Annotated in this window: 21 protein-coding genes and 1 tRNA gene; 12 read left to right on the top strand and 10 right to left on the bottom strand. The window is 67.1% G+C overall.

Annotated features, from left to right (window positions below; all coding sequences use genetic code 11):
* Positions 1–251 (top strand): hypothetical protein (locus TW83_RS21795; protein ID WP_204245726.1); only part of this gene is annotated, 251 nt, incomplete at its 5' end.
* A gap of 105 nt (positions 252–356) precedes the next feature.
* On the opposite strand, the gene TW83_RS06540 is transcribed toward TW83_RS21795, so the two are convergent.
* The 5 genes from TW83_RS06540 to leuB all read right to left on the bottom strand — a co-directional run bounded on the left by TW83_RS06540 (position 357) and on the right by leuB (position 4,792).
* Positions 357–1,397, bottom strand: a complete 1,041-nt coding sequence (locus TW83_RS06540) for a serine/threonine-protein kinase (protein WP_045981964.1) — start codon at positions 1,395–1,397, stop codon at positions 357–359.
* Positions 1,391–1,813, bottom strand: coding sequence for a hypothetical protein (locus TW83_RS06535; protein ID WP_204245725.1), 423 nt, complete (start codon positions 1,811–1,813; stop codon positions 1,391–1,393). Before TW83_RS06535 ends, TW83_RS06540 begins: the two co-directional genes overlap by 7 nt.
* Before the next feature lie 774 nt (positions 1,814–2,587).
* A tRNA-Pro gene (locus TW83_RS06530) sits at positions 2,588–2,664 on the bottom strand.
* A 49-nt stretch (positions 2,665–2,713) separates the two neighbouring features.
* Positions 2,714–3,664 (bottom strand): DMT family transporter, encoded by a 951-nt coding sequence (locus TW83_RS06525; protein WP_084697306.1) that lies wholly within the window; start codon positions 3,662–3,664, stop codon positions 2,714–2,716.
* Between the two features lie 6 nt (positions 3,665–3,670).
* On the bottom strand, positions 3,671–4,792 hold the full coding sequence (gene leuB, locus TW83_RS06520) for a 3-isopropylmalate dehydrogenase (protein WP_045981962.1): 1,122 nt from the start codon (positions 4,790–4,792) through the stop codon (positions 3,671–3,673).
* 172 nt (positions 4,793–4,964) lie between these two features.
* Between leuB and TW83_RS06515 the strand changes: the two genes are divergently transcribed.
* The 7 genes from TW83_RS06515 to TW83_RS06485 all read left to right on the top strand — a co-directional run bounded on the left by TW83_RS06515 (position 4,965) and on the right by TW83_RS06485 (position 12,237).
* A complete protein-coding gene (locus tag TW83_RS06515; RefSeq protein ID WP_052714679.1) occupies positions 4,965–5,468 on the top strand; it encodes a hypothetical protein in 504 nt (167 codons plus the stop codon).
* Between the two features lie 88 nt (positions 5,469–5,556).
* Entirely contained in the window at positions 5,557–6,744 is a 1,188-nt protein-coding gene (locus TW83_RS06510; RefSeq protein ID WP_045981961.1) for an MFS transporter, read from the top strand.
* On the top strand, positions 6,737–7,765 hold the full coding sequence (locus tag TW83_RS06505; RefSeq protein ID WP_045981960.1) for a glycosyltransferase family 4 protein: 1,029 nt from the start codon (positions 6,737–6,739) through the stop codon (positions 7,763–7,765). The genes TW83_RS06510 and TW83_RS06505 overlap by 8 nt, the downstream gene beginning before the upstream one ends.
* Positions 7,762–8,379, top strand: coding sequence for a glycosyltransferase family 29 protein (locus tag TW83_RS06500; RefSeq protein ID WP_045981959.1), 618 nt, complete (start codon positions 7,762–7,764; stop codon positions 8,377–8,379). The genes TW83_RS06505 and TW83_RS06500 overlap by 4 nt, the downstream gene beginning before the upstream one ends.
* Before the next feature lie 84 nt (positions 8,380–8,463).
* Positions 8,464–10,422 (top strand): M28 family peptidase, encoded by a 1,959-nt coding sequence (locus TW83_RS06495; protein WP_045981958.1) that lies wholly within the window; start codon positions 8,464–8,466, stop codon positions 10,420–10,422.
* A gap of 189 nt (positions 10,423–10,611) precedes the next feature.
* Entirely contained in the window at positions 10,612–11,634 is a 1,023-nt protein-coding gene (locus tag TW83_RS06490) for an aspartate-semialdehyde dehydrogenase (RefSeq protein WP_045981957.1), read from the top strand.
* Positions 11,635–11,637: 3 nt separating this feature from the next.
* Positions 11,638–12,237 carry a DedA family protein gene (locus TW83_RS06485; protein WP_045981956.1) on the top strand — a complete coding sequence of 200 codons (600 nt, stop codon included), beginning with the start codon at positions 11,638–11,640 and terminating at the stop codon, positions 12,235–12,237.
* A gap of 22 nt (positions 12,238–12,259) precedes the next feature.
* On the opposite strand, the gene TW83_RS06480 is transcribed toward TW83_RS06485, so the two are convergent.
* Positions 12,260–12,907, bottom strand: a complete 648-nt coding sequence (locus tag TW83_RS06480; protein ID WP_045981955.1) for a carbonic anhydrase — start codon at positions 12,905–12,907, stop codon at positions 12,260–12,262.
* A gap of 140 nt (positions 12,908–13,047) precedes the next feature.
* On the opposite strand from TW83_RS06480, the gene TW83_RS06475 reads away from it, so the two are divergent.
* The 3 genes from TW83_RS06475 to TW83_RS06465 are packed head-to-tail and all read left to right on the top strand — an operon-like array spanning position 13,048 to position 15,677.
* Positions 13,048–13,425: a hypothetical protein gene (locus tag TW83_RS06475; protein ID WP_045981954.1), complete on the top strand. Its 378-nt coding sequence runs from the start codon at positions 13,048–13,050 to the stop codon at positions 13,423–13,425.
* A gap of 57 nt (positions 13,426–13,482) precedes the next feature.
* The gene (locus tag TW83_RS06470) at positions 13,483–14,853 is read left to right on the top strand and encodes a leucyl aminopeptidase family protein (RefSeq protein WP_045981953.1); all 1,371 of its coding nucleotides are present in this window, start codon (positions 13,483–13,485) and stop codon (positions 14,851–14,853) included.
* On the top strand, positions 14,853–15,677 hold the full coding sequence (locus tag TW83_RS06465) for an NlpC/P60 family protein (RefSeq protein ID WP_045981952.1): 825 nt from the start codon (positions 14,853–14,855) through the stop codon (positions 15,675–15,677). The genes TW83_RS06470 and TW83_RS06465 overlap by 1 nt, the downstream gene beginning before the upstream one ends.
* On the opposite strand, the gene truB is transcribed toward TW83_RS06465, so the two are convergent.
* From truB to rbfA, 3 genes are read right to left on the bottom strand one after another with little or no spacing between them, the layout of a single operon-like run.
* A complete protein-coding gene (gene truB / locus TW83_RS06460; RefSeq protein WP_045981951.1) occupies positions 15,667–16,560 on the bottom strand; it encodes a tRNA pseudouridine(55) synthase TruB in 894 nt (297 codons plus the stop codon). The two genes, TW83_RS06465 and truB, sit on opposite strands and share 11 nt — an antisense overlap.
* Before the next feature lie 60 nt (positions 16,561–16,620).
* Positions 16,621–17,328: a phosphodiester glycosidase family protein gene (locus TW83_RS06455; RefSeq protein ID WP_232303339.1), complete on the bottom strand. Its 708-nt coding sequence runs from the start codon at positions 17,326–17,328 to the stop codon at positions 16,621–16,623.
* Positions 17,329–17,359: 31 nt separating this feature from the next.
* Entirely contained in the window at positions 17,360–17,779 is a 420-nt protein-coding gene (rbfA, locus tag TW83_RS06450) for a 30S ribosome-binding factor RbfA (protein WP_045981949.1), read from the bottom strand.
* A gap of 72 nt (positions 17,780–17,851) precedes the next feature.
* Between rbfA and dapB the strand changes: the two genes are divergently transcribed.
* On the top strand, positions 17,852–18,691 hold the full coding sequence (gene dapB / locus TW83_RS06445) for a 4-hydroxy-tetrahydrodipicolinate reductase (protein WP_045981948.1): 840 nt from the start codon (positions 17,852–17,854) through the stop codon (positions 18,689–18,691).
* On the opposite strand, the gene TW83_RS06440 is transcribed toward dapB, so the two are convergent.
* Positions 18,682–19,281 carry an SH3 domain-containing protein gene (locus TW83_RS06440; RefSeq protein WP_045981947.1) on the bottom strand — a complete coding sequence of 200 codons (600 nt, stop codon included), beginning with the start codon at positions 19,279–19,281 and terminating at the stop codon, positions 18,682–18,684. The genes dapB and TW83_RS06440 overlap by 10 nt on opposite strands.
* Positions 19,282–19,369: the final 88 nt, after the last annotated feature.

The following is a 19,369-nucleotide window of genomic DNA, read 5'->3' as shown; positions in this document are numbered from 1 at the left end:
ATCTTCACCGGGTCGATACACTCCTGGCTATTAATCTCCGATTGGCAGCAGCCGCTCACCCGACAGGCTGTATCGTATATCCTCACCGCTGCCAGAAAACGTTCTGGCCTCTGCGCACTTATCGCGAATTGATCTGGCTGCGAGATACATCAAAATCTCAGCTGCTAGGCGGATATGTAGAGCATCCTATTTCTTGTCATTTTTCACTTCACGAAAGTCGACGTAAAAATCAAGGGATACTGGAGCGTTGAGAAAGCGCTCTAAGCCCTCTTTTCTCTCTCGAAGGCCTCGTGGAGCGCTTTTAGGAGCCTTTACTTCTCGTCTTTTGTAGTTTGCTGGGTTGTTCGAGAGGGTTTTCATCCTTCATTCCTCAGGACCCGTTTGACTTGGGCCGTTGTCATTGTGGCCAGACAATGCTCATTCTTGCGCCGCGACCTGCCGTTCCTCAAAGATATAAACTCTGTTGAGCCATCTACCATCACGCTGAAACACTTCTCTGTGTCTCCCTCATGGCGGCGCCAAGTCTTCCGATCGGCATCTTGTTCAAACTGCCAGTCAAAGCAGCTATCGACTTTCGCAAGCTCATTTGCCAACTCAAGCGCAGAGGAATACCGATTTTGAGGATCTGGTTGTAAGCATCGCACGATTGCCCGCTTTAGTCTATCAGGGATATGTTCTGCGAAGATAGAGCGATCCGGGAATGTTCCGGCGCGCAGCGACTCAGCAAACTCTCGGCGGTCCAGTGCCCCGGCAGCGTCGCGGAAGTTGTCGAACTGCTCCCGTAGGGCACCTTGGCCGCAGCACATCCGGTAGAGCGTTAGGCCGACTTGGTAGATGTCAAACCGGAGATCATATGGCGGACCCACCGTCGCTTCGGGTGCGGCGATGAGCATGTAAAGCTGATCGGGCTCAGCCTGCCCAAAATACATTTGCTTCGCTAATCCGAAGTCTGACAGCAGAGCTTCTCCCCGATCAGAAAGTAGAACATTGTCTGGTTTGATATCGAAATGGATCAAGCCTTTAGAGTGAATGTTATGGAGGCCAGAAAGGAGTTGGCAGCCGAGCCTAACAATCTCTCTTACGGTAAGGTGCCTATCATTAAGAAGCGACTTCAGAGAGCCAACGCTATAATACGGGAGCGCGATATAGATATTGTCCGCGTCCTCACACGCGTAGATTATAGGAACTACGTTCTGATGTGAGGTGGCGTATAGTGATTTTGCCTCATTGAAGTACTCCGCGGCTGACCTTAATTTTCCCTTGCTTATACATTTCATTACAATTTGAGCGTCCATTTGGACGTCGTGCACGATATGTGCGGTCGAGTTTCTACCGTCCTGACCGATCTCTCGGATTCGGTGGAACTCAATCTCTGCGCGATTGTGGGGTTTTAGCACTTTTCCGCTCCCATTGCGCAAAGGATAGCTTCTCGTTTTTCTTTACTGATATCAGCCCAGTTCTGAATATCCACTTCGGCTGTACCGTCAACCATCGGTAATATTTCGTCCCTGTTCTTACCAATGCGGGCTGCAATGGTGGATATTTGCCCGTAGTAATATTTTTTCAGCCCACTGCTCGCGAAGGCCTCGATTATGACTCCTTCAATCTGAATTCGATCAATGTTCTTCTGTTGTGAGCTTGGTTCCGTAGTTCGAACGCCAGCCTGCTCTACCTTGTATTCCCTAAGAATATCCAGAACGTTGCTCCGCACGTACTTCAGGGCATCATGGGTTTCGAAAGCAAGTGGTATTACGATCTCATCAATCGTAACAATTGATGAATCTTGTGTATCTACGATGGCGTAATAGATCACCTTCGGCGTTGCCCTGATCCCGATAGTAATCACACAGAAACTCCACCTTGGCGTGTTTATGACTTTCGCGGAATCTACCTATGGACATCTCGTCCATCAAGATGCTTCGAGACACAGAGGCTTGATTCCCCCTGTGAGGCCGTATGCCGCATGTAGCGGTATATTTCCGCATCTACTTTGAAATTAAACGATTCCGTTACCAGACGAGATGTATCGCAGACATCTTCTCTGCGCGGCCCATGCGGTGCCTGCTGCGATCCACGAAAAACTCCGGCTAACTGCAAACGACATGCCAGCTCGTGCTACACGATGCCATTGACGACCAGCTCGACGAAGTTGCACTGCAGCTGTGTCCGGCTTGATGAATGTCCGGATTCGGGCCGAAATTGCCCGCTGATGACCTGATCTGCGGACTGGTTTAGCGATCGTTGTCCTCACCGTCGCTCCATTGGTCATCTATGAGCGCCTTCAGTTCGGCCGATGTAAGCGTTTGCTCGCTGTCGCGCTGACTTGCCCTTTCCTGCAAAGCTGCGATGCGCATTTCCCGCGGCCTCGCTCGATCTGCTATAGGATTCGGAGGTGCCTGATCGCTTCTTCCCATGTTCCTGGCCCCGAGATTGACGCGGGGAGGATAAGCGGACGGCTGCCCCAAACAAAAATTTCGCTGCAAGGAGCGAGCGAAGAATCCTCGAGGATTACGTCAGCCTTGCTGCCGTAAAGGAAGAATAGTGGCCACTTCAGGAAGACTTCAGTGGCAATCCACAATCGGGGAAATGGTCGGAGCGAGAGGATTCGAACCTCCGACCCCCTGCTCCCGAAGCAGGTGCGCTACCAGGCTGCGCTACGCTCCGACCGTAGGACGGGCAGGTAGCGCGACGATCCGGAGAATGCAAGCCCCCATCAGCCACGGGGCGCCCACAATCTTTGCAGGATCGTCGATTTCGGCGCCGTCACCGTCTCGGCGCGCAGGCGGGCGCTGGTGGCGGGGCGATTGGCGCTGACGCCGCGGCCTTCGCGCCAGACGATGTAGATGCCCGAGGCGATGATCACCCCCGCGCCCAGCAGGGTGGCGGGGTCGACGCCCTCTCCGAACAGGAACCAGCCATAGCCGGTCGCCCACAGGATCTGCGAATACTGCATGGGCGCCACGATCGCGGCCTCTCCGGTGCGATAGGCCATGATGACCAGGAACCCGCCCATCAGGCCCAGCCCGGCGATGATGCCGGTCATCGCCAGATGCACCAGCTCCATCGGCTGATAGCTGACCGAAAGCGCCGCGCCGGTCGCGAAGAAGTTGCCCAGCATCGGCCACATCATCAGCACCATCGGGCGTTCGGCCCGGCCAAGGCGGCGGATGATCACCGCGGCCAACGCGCTGGCCGTGGCGCCGGCCATCGCGGCGATGTGGCCCAGCTGGATCTCCTGCCCGCCCGGGCGCAGCACGATCAGCACGCCGGTCAGGCCGACGATGACAGCGGCCCAGCGGTGCCAGCCGACCCTCTCGCCCAGAAGCGGGATCGACAGGATGGTGATCAGCAGGGGCGTCGTGAACAGGATCGCATAGACCTGCGTCAGCGGCAGGGTCGAGAAGGCGAAGAACCCCGCCATCCCCGCCACCACGGCGCACAACGTGCGCAGGATCACCCAGCCCGGATTGGCCGGGCGCAGCGTGCCGGGCTGGGGGTCGCGCATCAGCACGATGCTGACCAGCGGGAACGACAGCAGCGATGCGAAGAACAGGATCTGCATCGCCGGATAGATGGCACCCAGCGACTTGATCACCACGTCATGCGTGGCATAGAGGCCCATCGCCGCAAGCTGCAGCAGCGCGCCCCTGACATTGGCGGTCAGGGCCAATCAGGCCTCCAGCGCGGCGACGATGGCATCGCCCATCTGCGCCGTGCTGATCGGGGTGCCGCCGTCGGGCCCCATCAGGTCGGCGGTGCGCAGGCCGTCGGCCAGCACACGCTCGACCGCGGCCTCCAGCGCGTCGGCCGCGGCACCCTCGCCGAAGGAATAGCGCAGGGCCATGGCGAAGGAGAGGATGCAGGCGATCGGGTTGGCCTTGCCCTGCCCCGCGATGTCGGGTGCCGATCCGTGGACCGGTTCGTACAGCGCCTTGGGCCGGCCGTTCGCCATCACCGCGCCCAGCGACGCGGAGGGCAGCATGCCCAGCGAGCCGGTCAGCATCGCCGCCGCGTCCGACAGCAGGTCGCCGAACAGGTTGTCGGTCACGATCACGTCGAACTGGCGCGGCGCGCGCACCAGCTGCATCGCGCCGTTGTCGGCATACATGTGCGACAGGGCCACGTCCGGGTATTCGTTGTCATGCACCCACTGGACCTCCTCGCGCCAAAGGATGCCCGATTCCATCACGTTGGCCTTTTCCATCGAACAGACCTTGTTGCCGCGGGCGCGGGCCAGCTCGAAGGCGGACCGGGCGACGCGGCGGATCTCTCCGCTGGTGTAACGCTGGGTGTTGATGCCGACGCGGCCACCCTCGTTGTCGGGATTGTTGTCGTCGGAATGGATGCCGCGCGGTTCGCCGAAATAGACGCCCGAGGTCAGCTCGCGCACGATCAGGATGTCCAGGCCGGCCACCACTTCGCGCTTCAGGCTGCTGAAGTCGGCCAGCGCGTCAAAGCATTGCGCCGGACGCAGGTTGGCAAACAGGTCCATCTCCTTGCGCAGGCGCAAAAGGCCGCGTTCGGGTTTCACGCTGAAATCAAGAACGTCGTATTTCGGGCCGCCGACCGCACCCAGCAGGACCGCATCCACCGCCTGGGCCTTGGCCATCGTCGCATCCGCCAGGGGCACGCCATGCACGTCATAGGCCGCGCCGCCCACCAGGTCATGGGTCACGTCGAAGGCCATGCCGCGGTTCGCCTGGAACCAGTCGATGACCTTGACCACCTCGGCCATGACTTCGGGGCCGATCCCGTCGCCGGGCAGGATGAGAAGCGAATAGCGGTCGGACATGATCCCTCCTTCAGGTGCCAGCCGCGACAGCGCAGGCTGCGGCTTCGGGTTAGACGCCGCCCGCCCTAGGGTCAAGCGCGGCGGGGAACGGGCGCTCACGACAGTTTGCCTTGCGCCCGGGGGGCTGCTGGTCGACCCTGTCGCCCGACCAGCCCTGTGAATGAGGAATGCGATGACCCGCTGGACTGTCCTGATGATCGCCGCCGCGGCGGCGCTGACGCAACCCGCCCTGGCGCAGACCTCGGACGGGGTGCCGGGCGACCGGGTCGTGGTACCGCTGCCGGACGTGTCGGGGCTGTCCGACGACGAGGCGCAGGCGCTGGCGCACGACGTCGCGCAGATGACCGTGATCACCGCGGAATGCCCCGAACACGATGTCAGCGGCCCGGAATTTCAGCTGATGGCCGGCACCACGGATGCGCTGACCGAACGGCTGGGGCTGGACCCGGTCAGCTATGACCGCGACTATGTCCGCCCGGCCTTTGCCGTGGTCGAGGAGGCGGATGCCTGCGATCGCCTTGGCCCGCAGGTCCCCGAGCTGATCGCCCGGCTGGAGGGGATGGGCGGCAGCACCCAGCCCGTGACGCCGGGCCTGGCCGAGGCCGCCGCCGCCAAGGCCGCCGCCGCGGGCACCAGCGACACGGCCCCCGACCCGGAAGCCGCCCCCGCCGAATAACGCCCCGCCGCCCCCGGCGTGATTTGCACATCTTGCAGCTTCCGCGTCCTTGGCCCAGCTTGGCGCCGGGGAACGGAGGAACGAATTCATGCTCAAGGCCGGATTGGTCAGCCTGGTGCTGGCCTATATGCTGTCGCAATTCTATCGGGCCTTTCTGGCCGTGCTGGCCCCGGTGCTGCAGGATCAGGTCGGCGCCGGCCCCGGCGATCTGGCCCTGTCATCGGGGCTGTGGTTCATCGCCTTCGCGCTGATGCAGCTGCCGGTGGGGGCGGCGCTGGACCGGTTCGGACCGCGCCGCACGGTGGCGTGGCTGATGGCGGTGGGTGGGGCCGGAGGCGCGGTGATCTTTGCGATGGCAGACGCGCCGTGGCACCTGCATCTGGCGATGACCGCATTGGGCATCGGTTGCTCTCCGGCGCTGATGGGGCCGTATTTCATCTTCGCGCGCGAATACCCGCCCGCGTCCTTCGGGATGCTGGCCGGGGTGCTGGTGGGGTTCGGATCGCTGGGCAACATCCTGGGCGCCTCGCCCCTGGTCTGGGTGATCGAGGCCGCGGGCTGGCGCCAGACCCTGTGGGGTCTTGCGGCCGCGACGCTGATGGTGGCCGCGCTGGTCCTGGCGGCGGTGCGCGACCCGGCGCGGCTGGGCGCGGGGCATCCGCAGGGCTCGATCGGTCAGATTCTGCGCCTGCGCGCGCTGTGGTTCATCGTGCCGCTGTTCGGCGTGAACTATGCGGTGACGGCGGCGATCCGCGGATTGTGGGCCGCCCCCTGGCTGGAGCAGGTGCATGGTGCCGACGCGACCCAGATCGGCCGCGTCACGCTGGCGATGGGCCTGGCCATGGTCGCGGGCAGCTTTGCCGTCGGGCCCGCCGCGCGCTTGGCCGGCAGCGCGCGCCGTGCGACGATGCTGTTTTCCGCGGTGATGATCATCACGCTGGCGGTGATGTGGCAGGCCCCCGCCCTGCCCCTGCCCGCGGTGACCGCGTTGCTGGTCGTGCTGGGGTTCTTCGGGTCGGCCTATCCTTTGCTGATGGCGCACGGGCGATCGTTCCTGCCACCACATCTGGTGGGTCGCGGGATGACATTCCTCAACATGATCTCCATCGGTGGGGTCGGGGTGATGCAGTTCGCGTCGCGCCCGGTCTATGCCGCGGCACAGGGTGCCTATGCGCCCGCGCAGGCCTTCGCTATGCTGTGGCTGTTCTTCCTGATCCCGCTGGCGATCGGGTTCCTGCTGTATTTCCTGACGCCCGAGGCCGCCGCCCATGACTGACCCGCTGATCGTCGCACCGAACCTGAAACGTCGCCTGTCCGGGGTGACGGCGACGGTGGTGCGGCTGATCCCGGTCCAGGCGCGGATGATCGACATCCGCGCGACCGGCCCCGGCCTGCCCGTGGATGTCCCGCACATTCCCCTGGTGCGCGCGGCCACCCTGCCCCGCGACCGATGGCGGGTGTGGCACGCGCGCCGCAACACCGAGATGGCGCTGGGGCTGATCCTGCGTCGCCTGCTGCGGCGCCGGTACCGCCTGCTGTTCACGTCCGCCGCCCAGCGCAGGCACACCGGCTTCACCCGCTGGCTGATCCGGCAACAGGACGCACTGATCGCGACCTCGCCCCAGGCGGCCAGCTATCTGGAACGCCCCGCGACCGTGATCCTGCACGGGGTCGACACGGACGTGTTCCACCCCGCCCCGGACCGTGCGGCTTTGCGCGCGCGGCTGGGCATGGACCCGGACGCTGTGCTGATCGGCTGCTTCGGCCGCATCCGTGCGCAGAAGGGCGTCGATCTGCTGGTGCAGGCGGGGCTGGAACTGCTGCCCTCGCGCCCGCGGGTGCAGATCATCTTCACCGGCCGCATCACCCCCGACAACCGGACCTTCGCCGATGACCTGCAGGCGCGCATCAAGGCGGCCGGGCTGGACGGTCGCATCCGCTTCCTGGGCGAACTGCCGTGGGACCAGGTGATCGCGCATTACCAGGCGCTGGATCTCTTTGCCGCCCCTGCCCGCTGGGAGGGCTTCGGCCTGACGCCGCTGGAGGCCGCCGCCTGCGCCGTCCCCACCGTCGCCGCCCGCGTCGGCGCCTACGAGGCGCTGATCCGCGACGGCCAGACCGGCAGCCTGGTCCCGAAAGACGACGCCCCCGCCCTGACCGCGGCGCTGGCCCGCTGGCTGGACGACGACGCAGGCCGCGCCGCGGCGGGTCAGGCCGCCCGCGCCCATGTCACCGCGAACCACGCCATTGAGGGCGAGGCGCGGGCCATCGTCGACGTCTATCGGTCGCTGCTGTGAACCGGTTGGCCTTTGCCACGGCGCGCCTGATGCGCCGCGACGCGCCTCTGGCCGCGCTGTCGGTCCCGCAATCCGCGTTGCTGGCCGACCTGTCGGGCCGCCATGTCGCGCTGATCGGCAATGCCCGCGCGCTGGCCGATCAGGCCCACGGGGCACGGATCGATGCCGCCGACAGGGTCGTCCGCATCAACCGCGCGCCGATGCCCAGCCCTGCCAGCCACGGTACGCGCACCGACTGGCTGGGACTGGCCACGCGCCTGCCGGACGCGGACCGTGCGCGCCTGGACCCCGGCCGCATCCTGTGGATGTCGCCCAAACGCAAGCGGCTGGACTGGGACAGCGCGTCCAGCCCCGGCTTCTACCTGCACCCCTTGGCGGATATCGACATGCTGGCCGGGCGGCTGGGTGTGCCCCCCACGACGGGCGCGATGCTGATCGATCTGTGCCTGCGCAGCGATCTGGCATCGCTGACGCTCTATGGTTTCGACTTCTTCGCCAGCCTGTCGCTGTCGGGACGGCGCAATGCCGCGCAGGTGCCGCATGATTTCGCGGCCGAGGGCGCCTGGGTCGCCGACCTGTTGCGCCAGGACCACCGTCTGACGCTGATCCGCTGAGGCGGCCTTGCACGCGCTGCGCGCTGTGCAATCCTGTGCGCTTCCCCCGCGCGGGGGACACCAAAAAGCAGGCAGGGAAACCCCATGAGAACCATCAAGGCCGCCTTGGCCTCCACGGCGCTGATCTGCGCCACCCCGGTATTGGCGCAAGATTTCGGCGCCTATGGCTATGATACGATGCGCGATTTGGCGCTGAATTATCCGGGCCGCTTCACGGGCGCGCCGGACAGCGGTACGACCTTCTTCAATGCGGCCCAATACATGCGCGACCGCCTGTCCTTCGGCAGCAACGCGGTCGTGCGTCAGGACTTCACCGCCACCAGCCGGTCTGGCGCCACGCTGGGCCCGTCGCAAAACCTGGTCGTGTCGATGCCCGGCGCCAGCGACCGCTTCATCGTGGTGGGGGCGCATTTCGACAGCGCCGGAACATCGCCCGACCTGCAGGGGGTCGACGACAATGCCTCGGGCGCGGGGGTGCTGACCGAACTGGCGGCGCACATGACCGGGCTGTCCACCGATGTCGGCCTGGAGTTCGTGGCCTTCGGCGCCGAGGAGGTCGGCCTGCAGGGGGCGGCCCATTACGTCGACACCCTGGGCGGCCGCCGCGACGACATGGCCGGGATGATCAACATCGACAGCCTGATCACAGGCGACTTCATGTATGCCCATGCCGGGACCGAATACCTGGAGAACCCGGCACTGCTTTCGCTGTGGACCCGCGCGCACGCCATCGCGGACGAGCTTGGCATCGACCTGCGCAGCAACCCCGGACGGAACCCGGACTATCCGATCAACACCGGCTGCTGTTCCGACGCCGCCGTGTTCGAAGGCTACGGCATCCCGATCCTGTGGCTGGAGGCGACGAACTGGGACCTGGGCGATCTGGACGGCTATACCCAGACCGACAGTCCGCTGATCCCCGGCGGTTCGACCTGGCATGACCCGACCGAGGACAACTGGGCGTTCCTGCTGGCGGCCTTGGGCCCTGAACGGTTCGAACAGCGCATGCGCGACTATGCCCGCATCCTGACCCGCCTGCTGGTCGAGGAGACGGGCGCCGACCTGGTGGCGTCGTCCCAGGACGCGGCCCTGTCGGCGGCCCAGATCGCCGATCTGGCCACCCGACAGCAGGCTGACCTGGCCGCCCTGTCGCTGCGCGCGACGCGTGACCGCCTGGGCGCGGATGCGCCCTTTGGCCAGATCACGCCCTCGATCGCGGTGCAGGGCCTGGCCACGCCGGACAGCAGCGCGACCTTCGGGCGCGACGGCGGGGCTGCGCTGATGGCGCGGGCGGGCGCGTCGTACCAGGTGGCCCCCGGCCTGTCTTTGGGCGGCCAGCTGGCCTATGCACGCACCGGCGACGACCTGCGCAGCGGCGACGACCTGGAATCGACCGGCTATCAGCTGTCGCTGGACGCGGCCTATGAGATGAACGACGACTGGGTGATCGGCGCGGTCAGCTGGGGCAAGTCGGACCTTGAGGGCACGCGCGACTTCGTGCTGCGCTCGGGCCTGGGCGCGACCATCGTCGAACGGGATTTCGACTGGTCGACCAACGCCTATACCCTGGGCGCGCGGGTCCAGGCCGGGCGCGACTATGCGCTGGCATCGGGCGTGACCTATGGTCCGGTCGTGGGGCTGGATTACAGCCGCACCCGGATCGGCGGCTTTTCGGAAGGGTCGGGCGACCGCCGCGCGGTCACCTATGCAGGCCAGGCCATCGAAAGCCTGGAGGTCCAGCTGGGCGGTCGCGTCGGCACCGATCTGGCCGTGGCCGGGCGCGACGTGACGCTGTCGGCGCAAGGCACGCTGGTCCACGACCTGGCCGAGGGCGCGCCCTCGCGCATCCGTGTGACCGACAGCACCGGCAACGACCGCCGCGTGACGCTGGATGGACAGGACCGCAACTTTGCCCGCATCGGCCTGTCGGCCCAGACGGCCCTGTCCGACCAGGCCGATGCCTGGGTGACGCTGGACAGCCGCATCGGCCATGACGCCGGATCGCAGGCGACCGTCGGCGCGGGCCTGGGCCTGCGGTTCTGAAAACCGCTTGTGCGCGTCCGGTCAGCCGGGCGCGCACAAGCCGTCCCTGCGGCGTTTCGCGGCAGTCGCCGGGGCCGCCCGACCTGTTGCCGGAACCCCGCGGCCGGGTGCGGACCTGCAACGCGCGCTGGCGTTGCGCGGCCGTTTGCGGTAAATGCCCCCGACCGCAGAAAAAGGAGCTCCCCCGAAATGGGTTACAAAGTCGTCGTCGCCGGCGCCACGGGCAATGTGGGCCGCGAAATGCTGAACATCCTGGACGAACGCCAGTTCCCCGTGGACGAGATCGCCGTGCTGGCGTCCCGCCGCAGCCAGGGCACCGAGGTCAGCTTTGGCGACAAGACTTTGAAGATCAAGGACATCGAGCAGTTCGACTGGACCGGCTGGGACATCGCGCTGTTTGCCATCGGATCGGATGCGACCAAGATCCACGCCCCCAAGGCCGCGGCCGCCGGCTGCGTGGTGATCGACAACTCCTCGCTCTATCGCTACGACGCCGACGTGCCGCTGATCGTGCCCGAGGTGAACCCCGACGCGATCCAGGGCTATGCGAAAAAGAACATCATCGCGAACCCCAACTGCTCGACCGCGCAGATGGTCGTGGCGCTCAAGCCCCTGCATGACCGCGCCCGCATCAAGCGCGTCGTCGTCTCGACCTACCAGTCGGTCAGCGGCGCGGGCAAGGAGGGCATGGACGAGCTGTGGGACCAGACCAAGGGCATGTACGTGCCGGGTCAGGAAAAGGAACCCAAGAAGTTCCAGAAGCAGATCGCCTTTAACGTGATCCCGCAGATCGACGTCTTCATGGAAGACGGCGCGACCAAGGAAGAATGGAAGATGGTCGCCGAGACCAAGAAGATCATGGACAAGTCGATCAAGGTCACCGCGACCTGCGTCCGCGTCCCCGTCTTCGTCGGCCATTCGGAATCGATCAACATCGAGTTCGAGGATTTCCTGGACGAGGACGAGGCCCGCGACATCCTGCGCGAGGCGCCCGGCGTCATGGTGATCGACAAGCGCGAGCCCGGCGGCTACATCACCCCCGTCGAATGCGTGGGGGAATACGCCACCTATGTCAGCCGCATCCGCCAGGACGGCACGGTCGAGAACGGCCTGAACCTGTGGTGCGTCAGCGACAACCTGCGCAAGGGTGCGGCGCTGAACGCGGTGCAGATCGCCGAACTGCTGGGCAACCGCATCCTGAAGAAGGGCTGATCCTTGTTCGAATGGATCACCGGCCTGCTGGAAAGCGGGGGGGCCTGGGCAATCTTTGCCCTGATGCTGCTGGAAAACATCTTTCCGCCGATTCCGTCGGAACTGATCATGCCGCTGGCGGGGTTCAACGCCGCCCGCGGCGGCACGCCTCTGTGGCTGGCGATCCTGGCGGGCGGGGTCGGATCGACCCTGGGCGCGTGGTTCTGGTACGTGATCGGGGTGGCCTACGGCCCGGCGCGGATGCGCCGCGTCGTGGTCCGCTATGGCCGCTGGCTGACGCTGACGCCCAACGAGCTGACCTCGGCCGAGGGCTGGTTCGCCCGGCATGGCGGGGCTGCGGTCTTCTTCGGCCGCTTCCTGCCCACGATCCGCACGCTGATCTCGGTCCCCGCGGGGCTGGCGCAGATGCCGGTGGGGCGGTTCCTGCTGTTCACCGCCATCGGCAGCTTCATCTGGACGGGCGGGCTGGCCATCGCCGGCTATGTCCTTGAAAACGGCTATGAGGCCGTCAGCCACCTGATCGATCCGCTGTCCACGGCGATCGTTCTGGGCTTTGTCGCGCTGTATGTCTGGCGGGTCATCCGCTGGCGGCCCGACGCCTGAAGACGCGCCGGGCGGGCGGGTGTCAGATCGACACCCACCGCCTGCCGCCGTCATCGGCCTGCAAAAGCGTGCCTTCGCTGATGTCGTGCAGCAGACCGTGCAGCGACATTTCCCCGGACTCGACCGCCGCGCGGACGAAGGGGAAGGTCATCAGGTTCTCCAGCGACACCAGCACGGCCTCGCGCTCCAGCGCGTTGACCTGTTCGGCTTCGGGCAGGTCCTTCACGCGGTCATAGCCGGGGCGCAGGATGTCCATCCAGCGACCGACGAAGCTGGTCTTATCCTCCAGCTCGGGCGCGGCGCCCGAACACATCGCGTGGCATCCCTTGACGCCGCCGCAATTGGTGTGGCCCACCACGATCAGATGCGCGACCTTCAGCGCCGTGACGGCGTATTCGACCGCCGCCGAGGTGCCGTGCTGCAACCCGTCGGGCGCATAGGCCGGCACCAGGTTGGCAATGTTGCGGTGAATGAAGAACTCGCCCGAATCGGCGCCGAAGATGCTGGTCACGTGCACGCGGCTGTCGCAGCAGGAGATGACCATCGCGCGCGGGCGCTGCCCTTCGGTCGCCAGCCGGCGGAACCAGGCCGCGTTCTCGGCATAGGACGTCGCCTTCCAGCCGTGGAAACGCTTGACCAGATATTGCGGCAACGGAGACAGGTCGTTCATCTGGCACCTCGCTTTCTGACAGGGGTGATAGGCCGGGATTGAGACAAATTCGAGCCTTTTCTTGATCCCGCCTCAAGGCTTTCTTCACTGCTTGCCCCGCATGGTCGGCGCGTGCGGGGACAGATCCCCTGGAGGTGCGGATGGCACAAATTTCGGCTTTGGCCATATCAGAGGCGGTCCGCGTGGACAGCCGCCGCGTCGCGGAAATCGTGGCCGAGCTGGGCGAGACATCGGCCCAGCATGTCATCGGCCTGGCGCTGGAACAGCTGGCGGCGGCGCTGACGGCGGTGGACGGTGCGCTGGACGACGCGGACCTGGCACAGGCGGCGGCGCATGCCGAACGCATGTCGCGCCTGGCCTGGCAGATCGGCCTGCTGTCGCTGGCGGGCGTCGCGATGGACCTGGGCAGCACCGCCGAACGCGGCGACGTGCCGGCGCTGGCCGCGATCCGCGCGCGCCTGCTGCGGGTGGGCAACCGGTCGCTGACGGCGATCTGGGACCGGACGGCCCTGGCCTGAGGTTGCAGTCGGGGCGCGGTGCTGTAGGCTGTGCGCCGAACTGCCAAGGACCTGCCCATGACCCCCGAATTTGCGCCCGCCTCTGATGCCACCCTGCCGCTGTGGCTGGTCTGGACCGGCGACCCCCTGCCCCAGGACGCGGGCGACTGGCCCCAGGCCTGCGGGTTCGCGGCCAAGGCGGGACAGCTGTGCCTGCTGCCCGATGCGTCGGGCGGGCTGCGCGGCGCGATCATGGGTCTGGGCGAGCGGGCGCAGGCCGGCCGCGACCGGTTCCACCTGGCCCGCGCCCATGCCCTGCCCAAGGGCGACTGGCATCTGGCCGGCATCCCGCAGGGTCTGGACCCCGATCAGCTGGCGCTTGGCTGGCTGCTGGGCCAGTACCGGTTCACCCGCTACAAGGGCGCGCCGGTCCAGGGGCCGCGGCTGGTCTGCCCGGAAGGCGTGGACGCCGACCGCCTGCTGGCCATCGCCGCGGGCGAATTCCTGACCCGCGACCTGATCAACACCCCTGCCAGCGATCTGGGCCCCGACAAGCTGGAGGCCGCCGCGCGCGGTCTTGCCAACGATCTGGGCGCGCGGGTCGAGGTGATCTGCGGCGGCCAGCTGCTGAAGCAGAACTTTCCCCTGATCCACGCGGTCGGCCGCGCCGCCGCCTGCGAGCCGCGGCTTATCGACATCCGCCTTGGCGATGCGGGACCGATGCTGACCATCGTCGGCAAGGGCGTGTGCTTTGACACCGGCGGGCTGAACCTGAAACCCGGCGCCTCGATGGGGCTGATGAAGAAGGACATGGGCGGGGCCGCGACCGCGCTTGGCCTGCTCAAGATGCTGGCGCGCAGCGGCGCCGCATCGGGCCTGTGCCTGCGGGTGCTGATCCCGGCGGTCGAGAACAGCGTCGCGGGCAACGCCTTCCGCCCCGGCGACGTGCTGGCCAGCCGCAAGGGGCTGTCGGTCGAGGTGAACAACACCGACGCCGAGGGTCGCCTGGTGCTGGCCGACGCGCTGACCTATGCGGCCGAGGAAAGCCCCGACCTGATAATCTCTCTGGCGACGCTGACGGGGGCGGCGCGGGTGGCGCTTGGTCCCGACCTGCCGCCGCTTTACTGCGACGACGACGCGACCGCGACCGCGATCCAGGCCGCCGGGATGCAGGTCGGCGACCCGGTCTGGCGGATGCCCTTCTGGGACGCGTATGAATCGCTGATCGAACCCGGCATCGCTGATCTGGACAACGCCCCCGCGGGCGGAATGGCCGGGTCGATCACCGCCGCCCTGTTCCTGCGCCGCTTTGCCGAGGGCGCGGGACGCTATGCGCATTTCGACATCTATGGCTGGCAGCCCACCGCCGCGCCGGGCCGCCCCAAGGGCGGCGTCGGGCAGGGCGCGCGCGCGATCCTTGCCGCGCTGCCGCAGATTTTGGCGCGCTGATGGACCGCCGTCTGACGCCCGCCACCGACCGCGTGGCCCTGGACAGCCTGCGCGGCGTCCTGGACCGGCCGTCCTTCGTGCCGGGACAGCCCGCACGGGTGATCATTCCAGTGGTCGACCTGCTGGACGCCCCCGAAGGCCGCCGCGACCGGCAGCTGAACTTCGGGGCCGACGTGACGGTGATCGACCGCGAGGCGGGGATGAGCTTCGTGCGCGCGGCGCTGGACGGCTATTGCGGCTGGATCGCCGACACCGCGCTGAGCGGCAGCCTGCCGCCCATCACCCACCGCGTCACCGCGCCGGCCACCCATGTCTATCTGGAACCCGACATGAAGCGGCCCGAGCGGTTTTCGCTGTCCCTAGGCGCGCGGGTGTCGGTCACCCAGGTCCAGGGCCGCTTTGCCACGCTGGCGACCGGCGGCCATGTCCCGGTCCAGCATCTGGCCGACGGCCCGGCCGACGACCCGGTTCCGGTCGCGGAAAGCCTGCTGGGCACGCCCTATCTGTGGGGGGGGAACAGCCGGGCGGGGATCGATTGTTCTGGGCTGGTGCAGGCCGCACTGACCGCCTGCGACATCGCCTGCCCCGGCGACAGCGACCTGCAGCGCGCGACGTTCGCGCAGACCGACACGATCGCGCGGGGCGATCTGCTGTTCTGGCCGGGCCACGTGGCGATGGCCGTGTCGGCGGATCTGATGATCCACGCCACCGCCTGGACCATGTGCGTCACGTTCGAGCCGATCCGCGACGCCATCGCCCGCATCGACGCGGCGGGCGAGGGGCCATTTCTGGGCGCCCACCGCCCCGGTGGCATCACAGGTTGAACACCCGGTCGGGCTGAACCATGCCGCCCTGATAGCGGCCGATGCAGACCGGCCCCCTGGCGTCCTGGACCCAGACCAGCTCGCCCCATTCGGCGCCGCCGGTCACCTCTCCGGGATTGCCGTTGCGGATGCGGATGCCGCCTTCGGTCGTGGCGCGCAGCATGGGCAGGTCGGCCAGGCCCGTCTCCAACGGCAGGATCTGCGTCTCCAGCCAGTCCTGCGCGTCACGGTCGACGCGGTCGAAGGCCACCCCGGCGCTGGCCTCGAAGGGGCCGGACCAGGTGCGGCGCAGATGCGCGACATGGCCCAGACAGCCCAAGGCCCGGCCCAGGTCGCGCGCGATCGAGCGGACATAGCCGCCCTTGCCGCAGACCATCTCAAGGCGGGCGGTGTCGGCCTCGGCCTCCAGCAGGGTCAGGCTGTCGACCCACAGCGGGCGCGCGGCCAGCTCCATCTCGACCCCCTCGCGGGCCAGGTCATAGGCGCGCTCGCCCTCGACCATGACGGCGGAAAAGGCGGGCGGGACCTGCATGATGTCACCGGTAAAGCCCGCCAGCGCCGCCTCGACCTGCGCTGCGGTGGGGCGGTCGTCGCTGGTGCGGACCACGCTGCCGGACGCGTCGTCGGTGGTCGTCTCGGACCCCCAGTTCACCACGAAGTCATAGCATTTCAGCGCGTCGGTGACGATCGGCACGGTCTTGGTGGCCTCGCCCAGGGCGACGGCCAGGACGCCGGTCGCGTCGGGGTCCAGCGTGCCGGCATGACCGGCCTTCTTGGCGTCCAGCGCCCAACGCACCTTGGCCACGACGGCGGTCGAATTGACGCCCGCGGGCTTGTCCACGATCAGCCAGCCGTTGATGTCCCGGCCCTTCTTGCGCGCCATGATCACTCCTGAAAAAACAAGGGCCGGGGGATAGACCCGCGGCGGGCAGGGGTCAACCGGTCACTCGACCAGGCCGATGATCGGACCCATGCTGCGCCCGAAATCGGCCCGGTTCACCGACGGCGCATAAAGCCGCGAGATCGAGCCGTCGAAATACAACGCATCGCGCACGCCCAGCCCGTCGCGGAAGAACCGCCCGAATTCGTGGAACGTCACCGGCCTGTTCGAGATCGCGAACCACGCGGTCTGCCCGTCGGGCGACACGCCGACCCCGTTGCGGATATAGCGGCTGTCGCTGTCGGCCAGGAACCGCGGATGCAGATCGCCGTCGATCACCAGCATCGGCCCGGACTGGCTGGCCAGTCGGCAGTCGGGGCGCGTCTCGGCAAAGCTGACGCTTTCGATGACCTGAAAGGGCTGCGCGCCGCCGGTGCAGAAGACGCCGTTGGGCAGCATCCCGAAATTGTCGCGGCTGGCGCCGGTGACGATGGGCGACAGTTCTACCCCGTCGACGACCAGCAGACCCACCGGACGGTAATCGGCATGGAACATGCCCGCATTCATGGCAAACGACAGCGTCTGACCCGCGTCCAGCGTGCGGCGGACATTGGCGAAATTGCGCAATGGCGCGCCGTCGGGGCCGTCCTGGAACAGCCGCAGGGCGGGTTCCTGCGCGGCCTCGACCTGGCACAGCACATAGCCCTGGCCATCATGGTCCACGCGTTCGCATTGCGCGGCCCCCGACGGCAGCGCCATCGCGACCAGCATTCCGACCGCCACCGCCGCCAGACGCGGCAGATCAGGCGTCATCGTCGTCCCGGTCCGGGGCGGCGACGTCGCGGCGCACGCGCTCGTCCTCGAACAGGCGGCGGGTGTCGTCCATGCGGTCGAAGGTCTCGTCCAGCTGGAACCGCAGCTCGGGCGCGAATTTCAGCGTCATGGCCTTGGCGACCAGGTGGCGCAGTTCCGGGGTGTTGCGGCGCAGCGCGGCCAGCGCCTCGGGCGCGTCGCGGCCGCCCAGCGGCAGCACATAGGCCGTCGCCACCTTGAGGTCGGTCGACATCGACACCTCGGCCACGGTGATGGAATGACGGTTCAGGTCGGGGTCGTGCACGTCCGCGCGCGCAAGCACGTCGGCGAGGGTACGACGGATCAGTTCGCCCACGCGCAGCTGGCGCTGCTTGGGGCCCTGACCTTGGGAATTGCGGTTCTGTGCCATGCGTCCCGATGTAGGGGGTCGCGGCGCGGGCCGCAACCTTGTATCACGCCCCAAAGCCAACAGGGGTGGACCATGAGCGATTTGCAGAACACCGATCAGCCGCAGCGGCCGGGCGTCGTGGTGACCGGGGCATCGGGCCGGATGGGCCGGATGCTGATCCGCCTGATCCTGGACAGCGACCACCTGCGGCTGGTCGGCGCGTTGGACCGCGCAGGCCACGACTGGATCGGGCAGGACATCGGCACCGCGATGGGGCGCGCGCCGGCCGGCGTCACGGTCAGCGACGACGCGGTGACGGCCATCGCCCAGGCGCAGGCGGTGATCGACTTCACCAGCCCCGATGCCACGGTGGCATTCGCGGAACTGACCGCCCAGGCGCGCGCCGTCCACGTCATCGGAACCACCGGGCTGGAGCAGCGGCACCTGGACGCGCTGGCGGCCGCCGCCCGCCACGCGCCGATCATCCGTGCCGGCAACATGAGCTTGGGCGTGAACCTGCTGGTCGGGCTGACCCGCAAGGTCGCGGCCGCCCTGGGCACCGACTGGGACATCGAGGTGGTCGAAAGCCATCACCGCCACAAGGTCGACGCCCCGTCGGGCACCGCCCTGATGCTGGGAGAGGCCGCGGCCCAGGGACGGGGCGCGGCGCTGGACGACCTGCGCGTGCCGGCCCGCGACGGCATCACCGGGGCCCGCGCACCGGGAAGCATCGGCTTTTCCGCCATCCGCGGGGGCGACGTGGTGGGCGAACATGACGTGATCTTCGCCGCCGACGGCGAACGCATCGTGCTGCGCCACCTGGCCACCGACCGCGCGATCTTTGCCCGCGGCGCGATCCGCGCGGCGGTCTGGGGTCAGGACAAGGGTCCGGGTCAGTACGACATGATGGATGTCCTTGGCCTTCAGGGCTGAATAGAGCAACACCCCGACAGCATCCGCGGTGCGTCGCCGTGGATGACCACATGGGCGCGCATTCCGAACAGGCGATCCGACATGCCGTCCGAACACAGCTGCGGAATGGCGGTCAGGGTCAGCCCGTCGGCCACGACCGCGCGGGTCGGGTCGCGGAAGATGCCGGTGGACAGGACCGCCCGGACGGGGCGCGTGTCTTCTGGCATGTCGGGACCGCCCAGCACCACGCTGTCGCCCTGCGGGATGAAGGCCCAGAACGGCTCGGTGCCAAAGCACTGGAATGCCGCGGGCAGGGCGCCGTCCTGCCAGACGTCGACGCGGTAATCCAGATAGCGGTCGGACACCCAGCCCGACCCCTCTCCGGTGTTGACGCGCGACCAGCCGGCGCGCTGCTCGACCACCTCGACGTGGGTCGCGTCAAAGGCCAGCGTGCCGATGATCGGCGCGGAGGCATCCGGCTCGACCCGGATGTTCAGCACGTCGTCGGCCGCGACCCGCGCCACGTCGAACAGGGTGGGCAGGATGTATTCCTGGGTGGCCAGTGCCGGGCCCGACAGGGCCAGCGTCAGGACAAGGGCGGTGCGCAGCATGGGGCCTCCGGTCGGTTTCGCCGTCAGCCTAGCGCATTCGCGCGCGCCGTCCATCCACGCCCTGTTTCCCCCGCCCGCGCGACAGGCT

This window comes from Paracoccus sp. S4493, assembly GCF_000967735.1.
Lineage (GTDB): Bacteria > Pseudomonadota > Alphaproteobacteria > Rhodobacterales > Rhodobacteraceae > Paracoccus > Paracoccus marcusii.
This window is presented reverse-complemented; position numbering and strand designations above follow the sequence as displayed.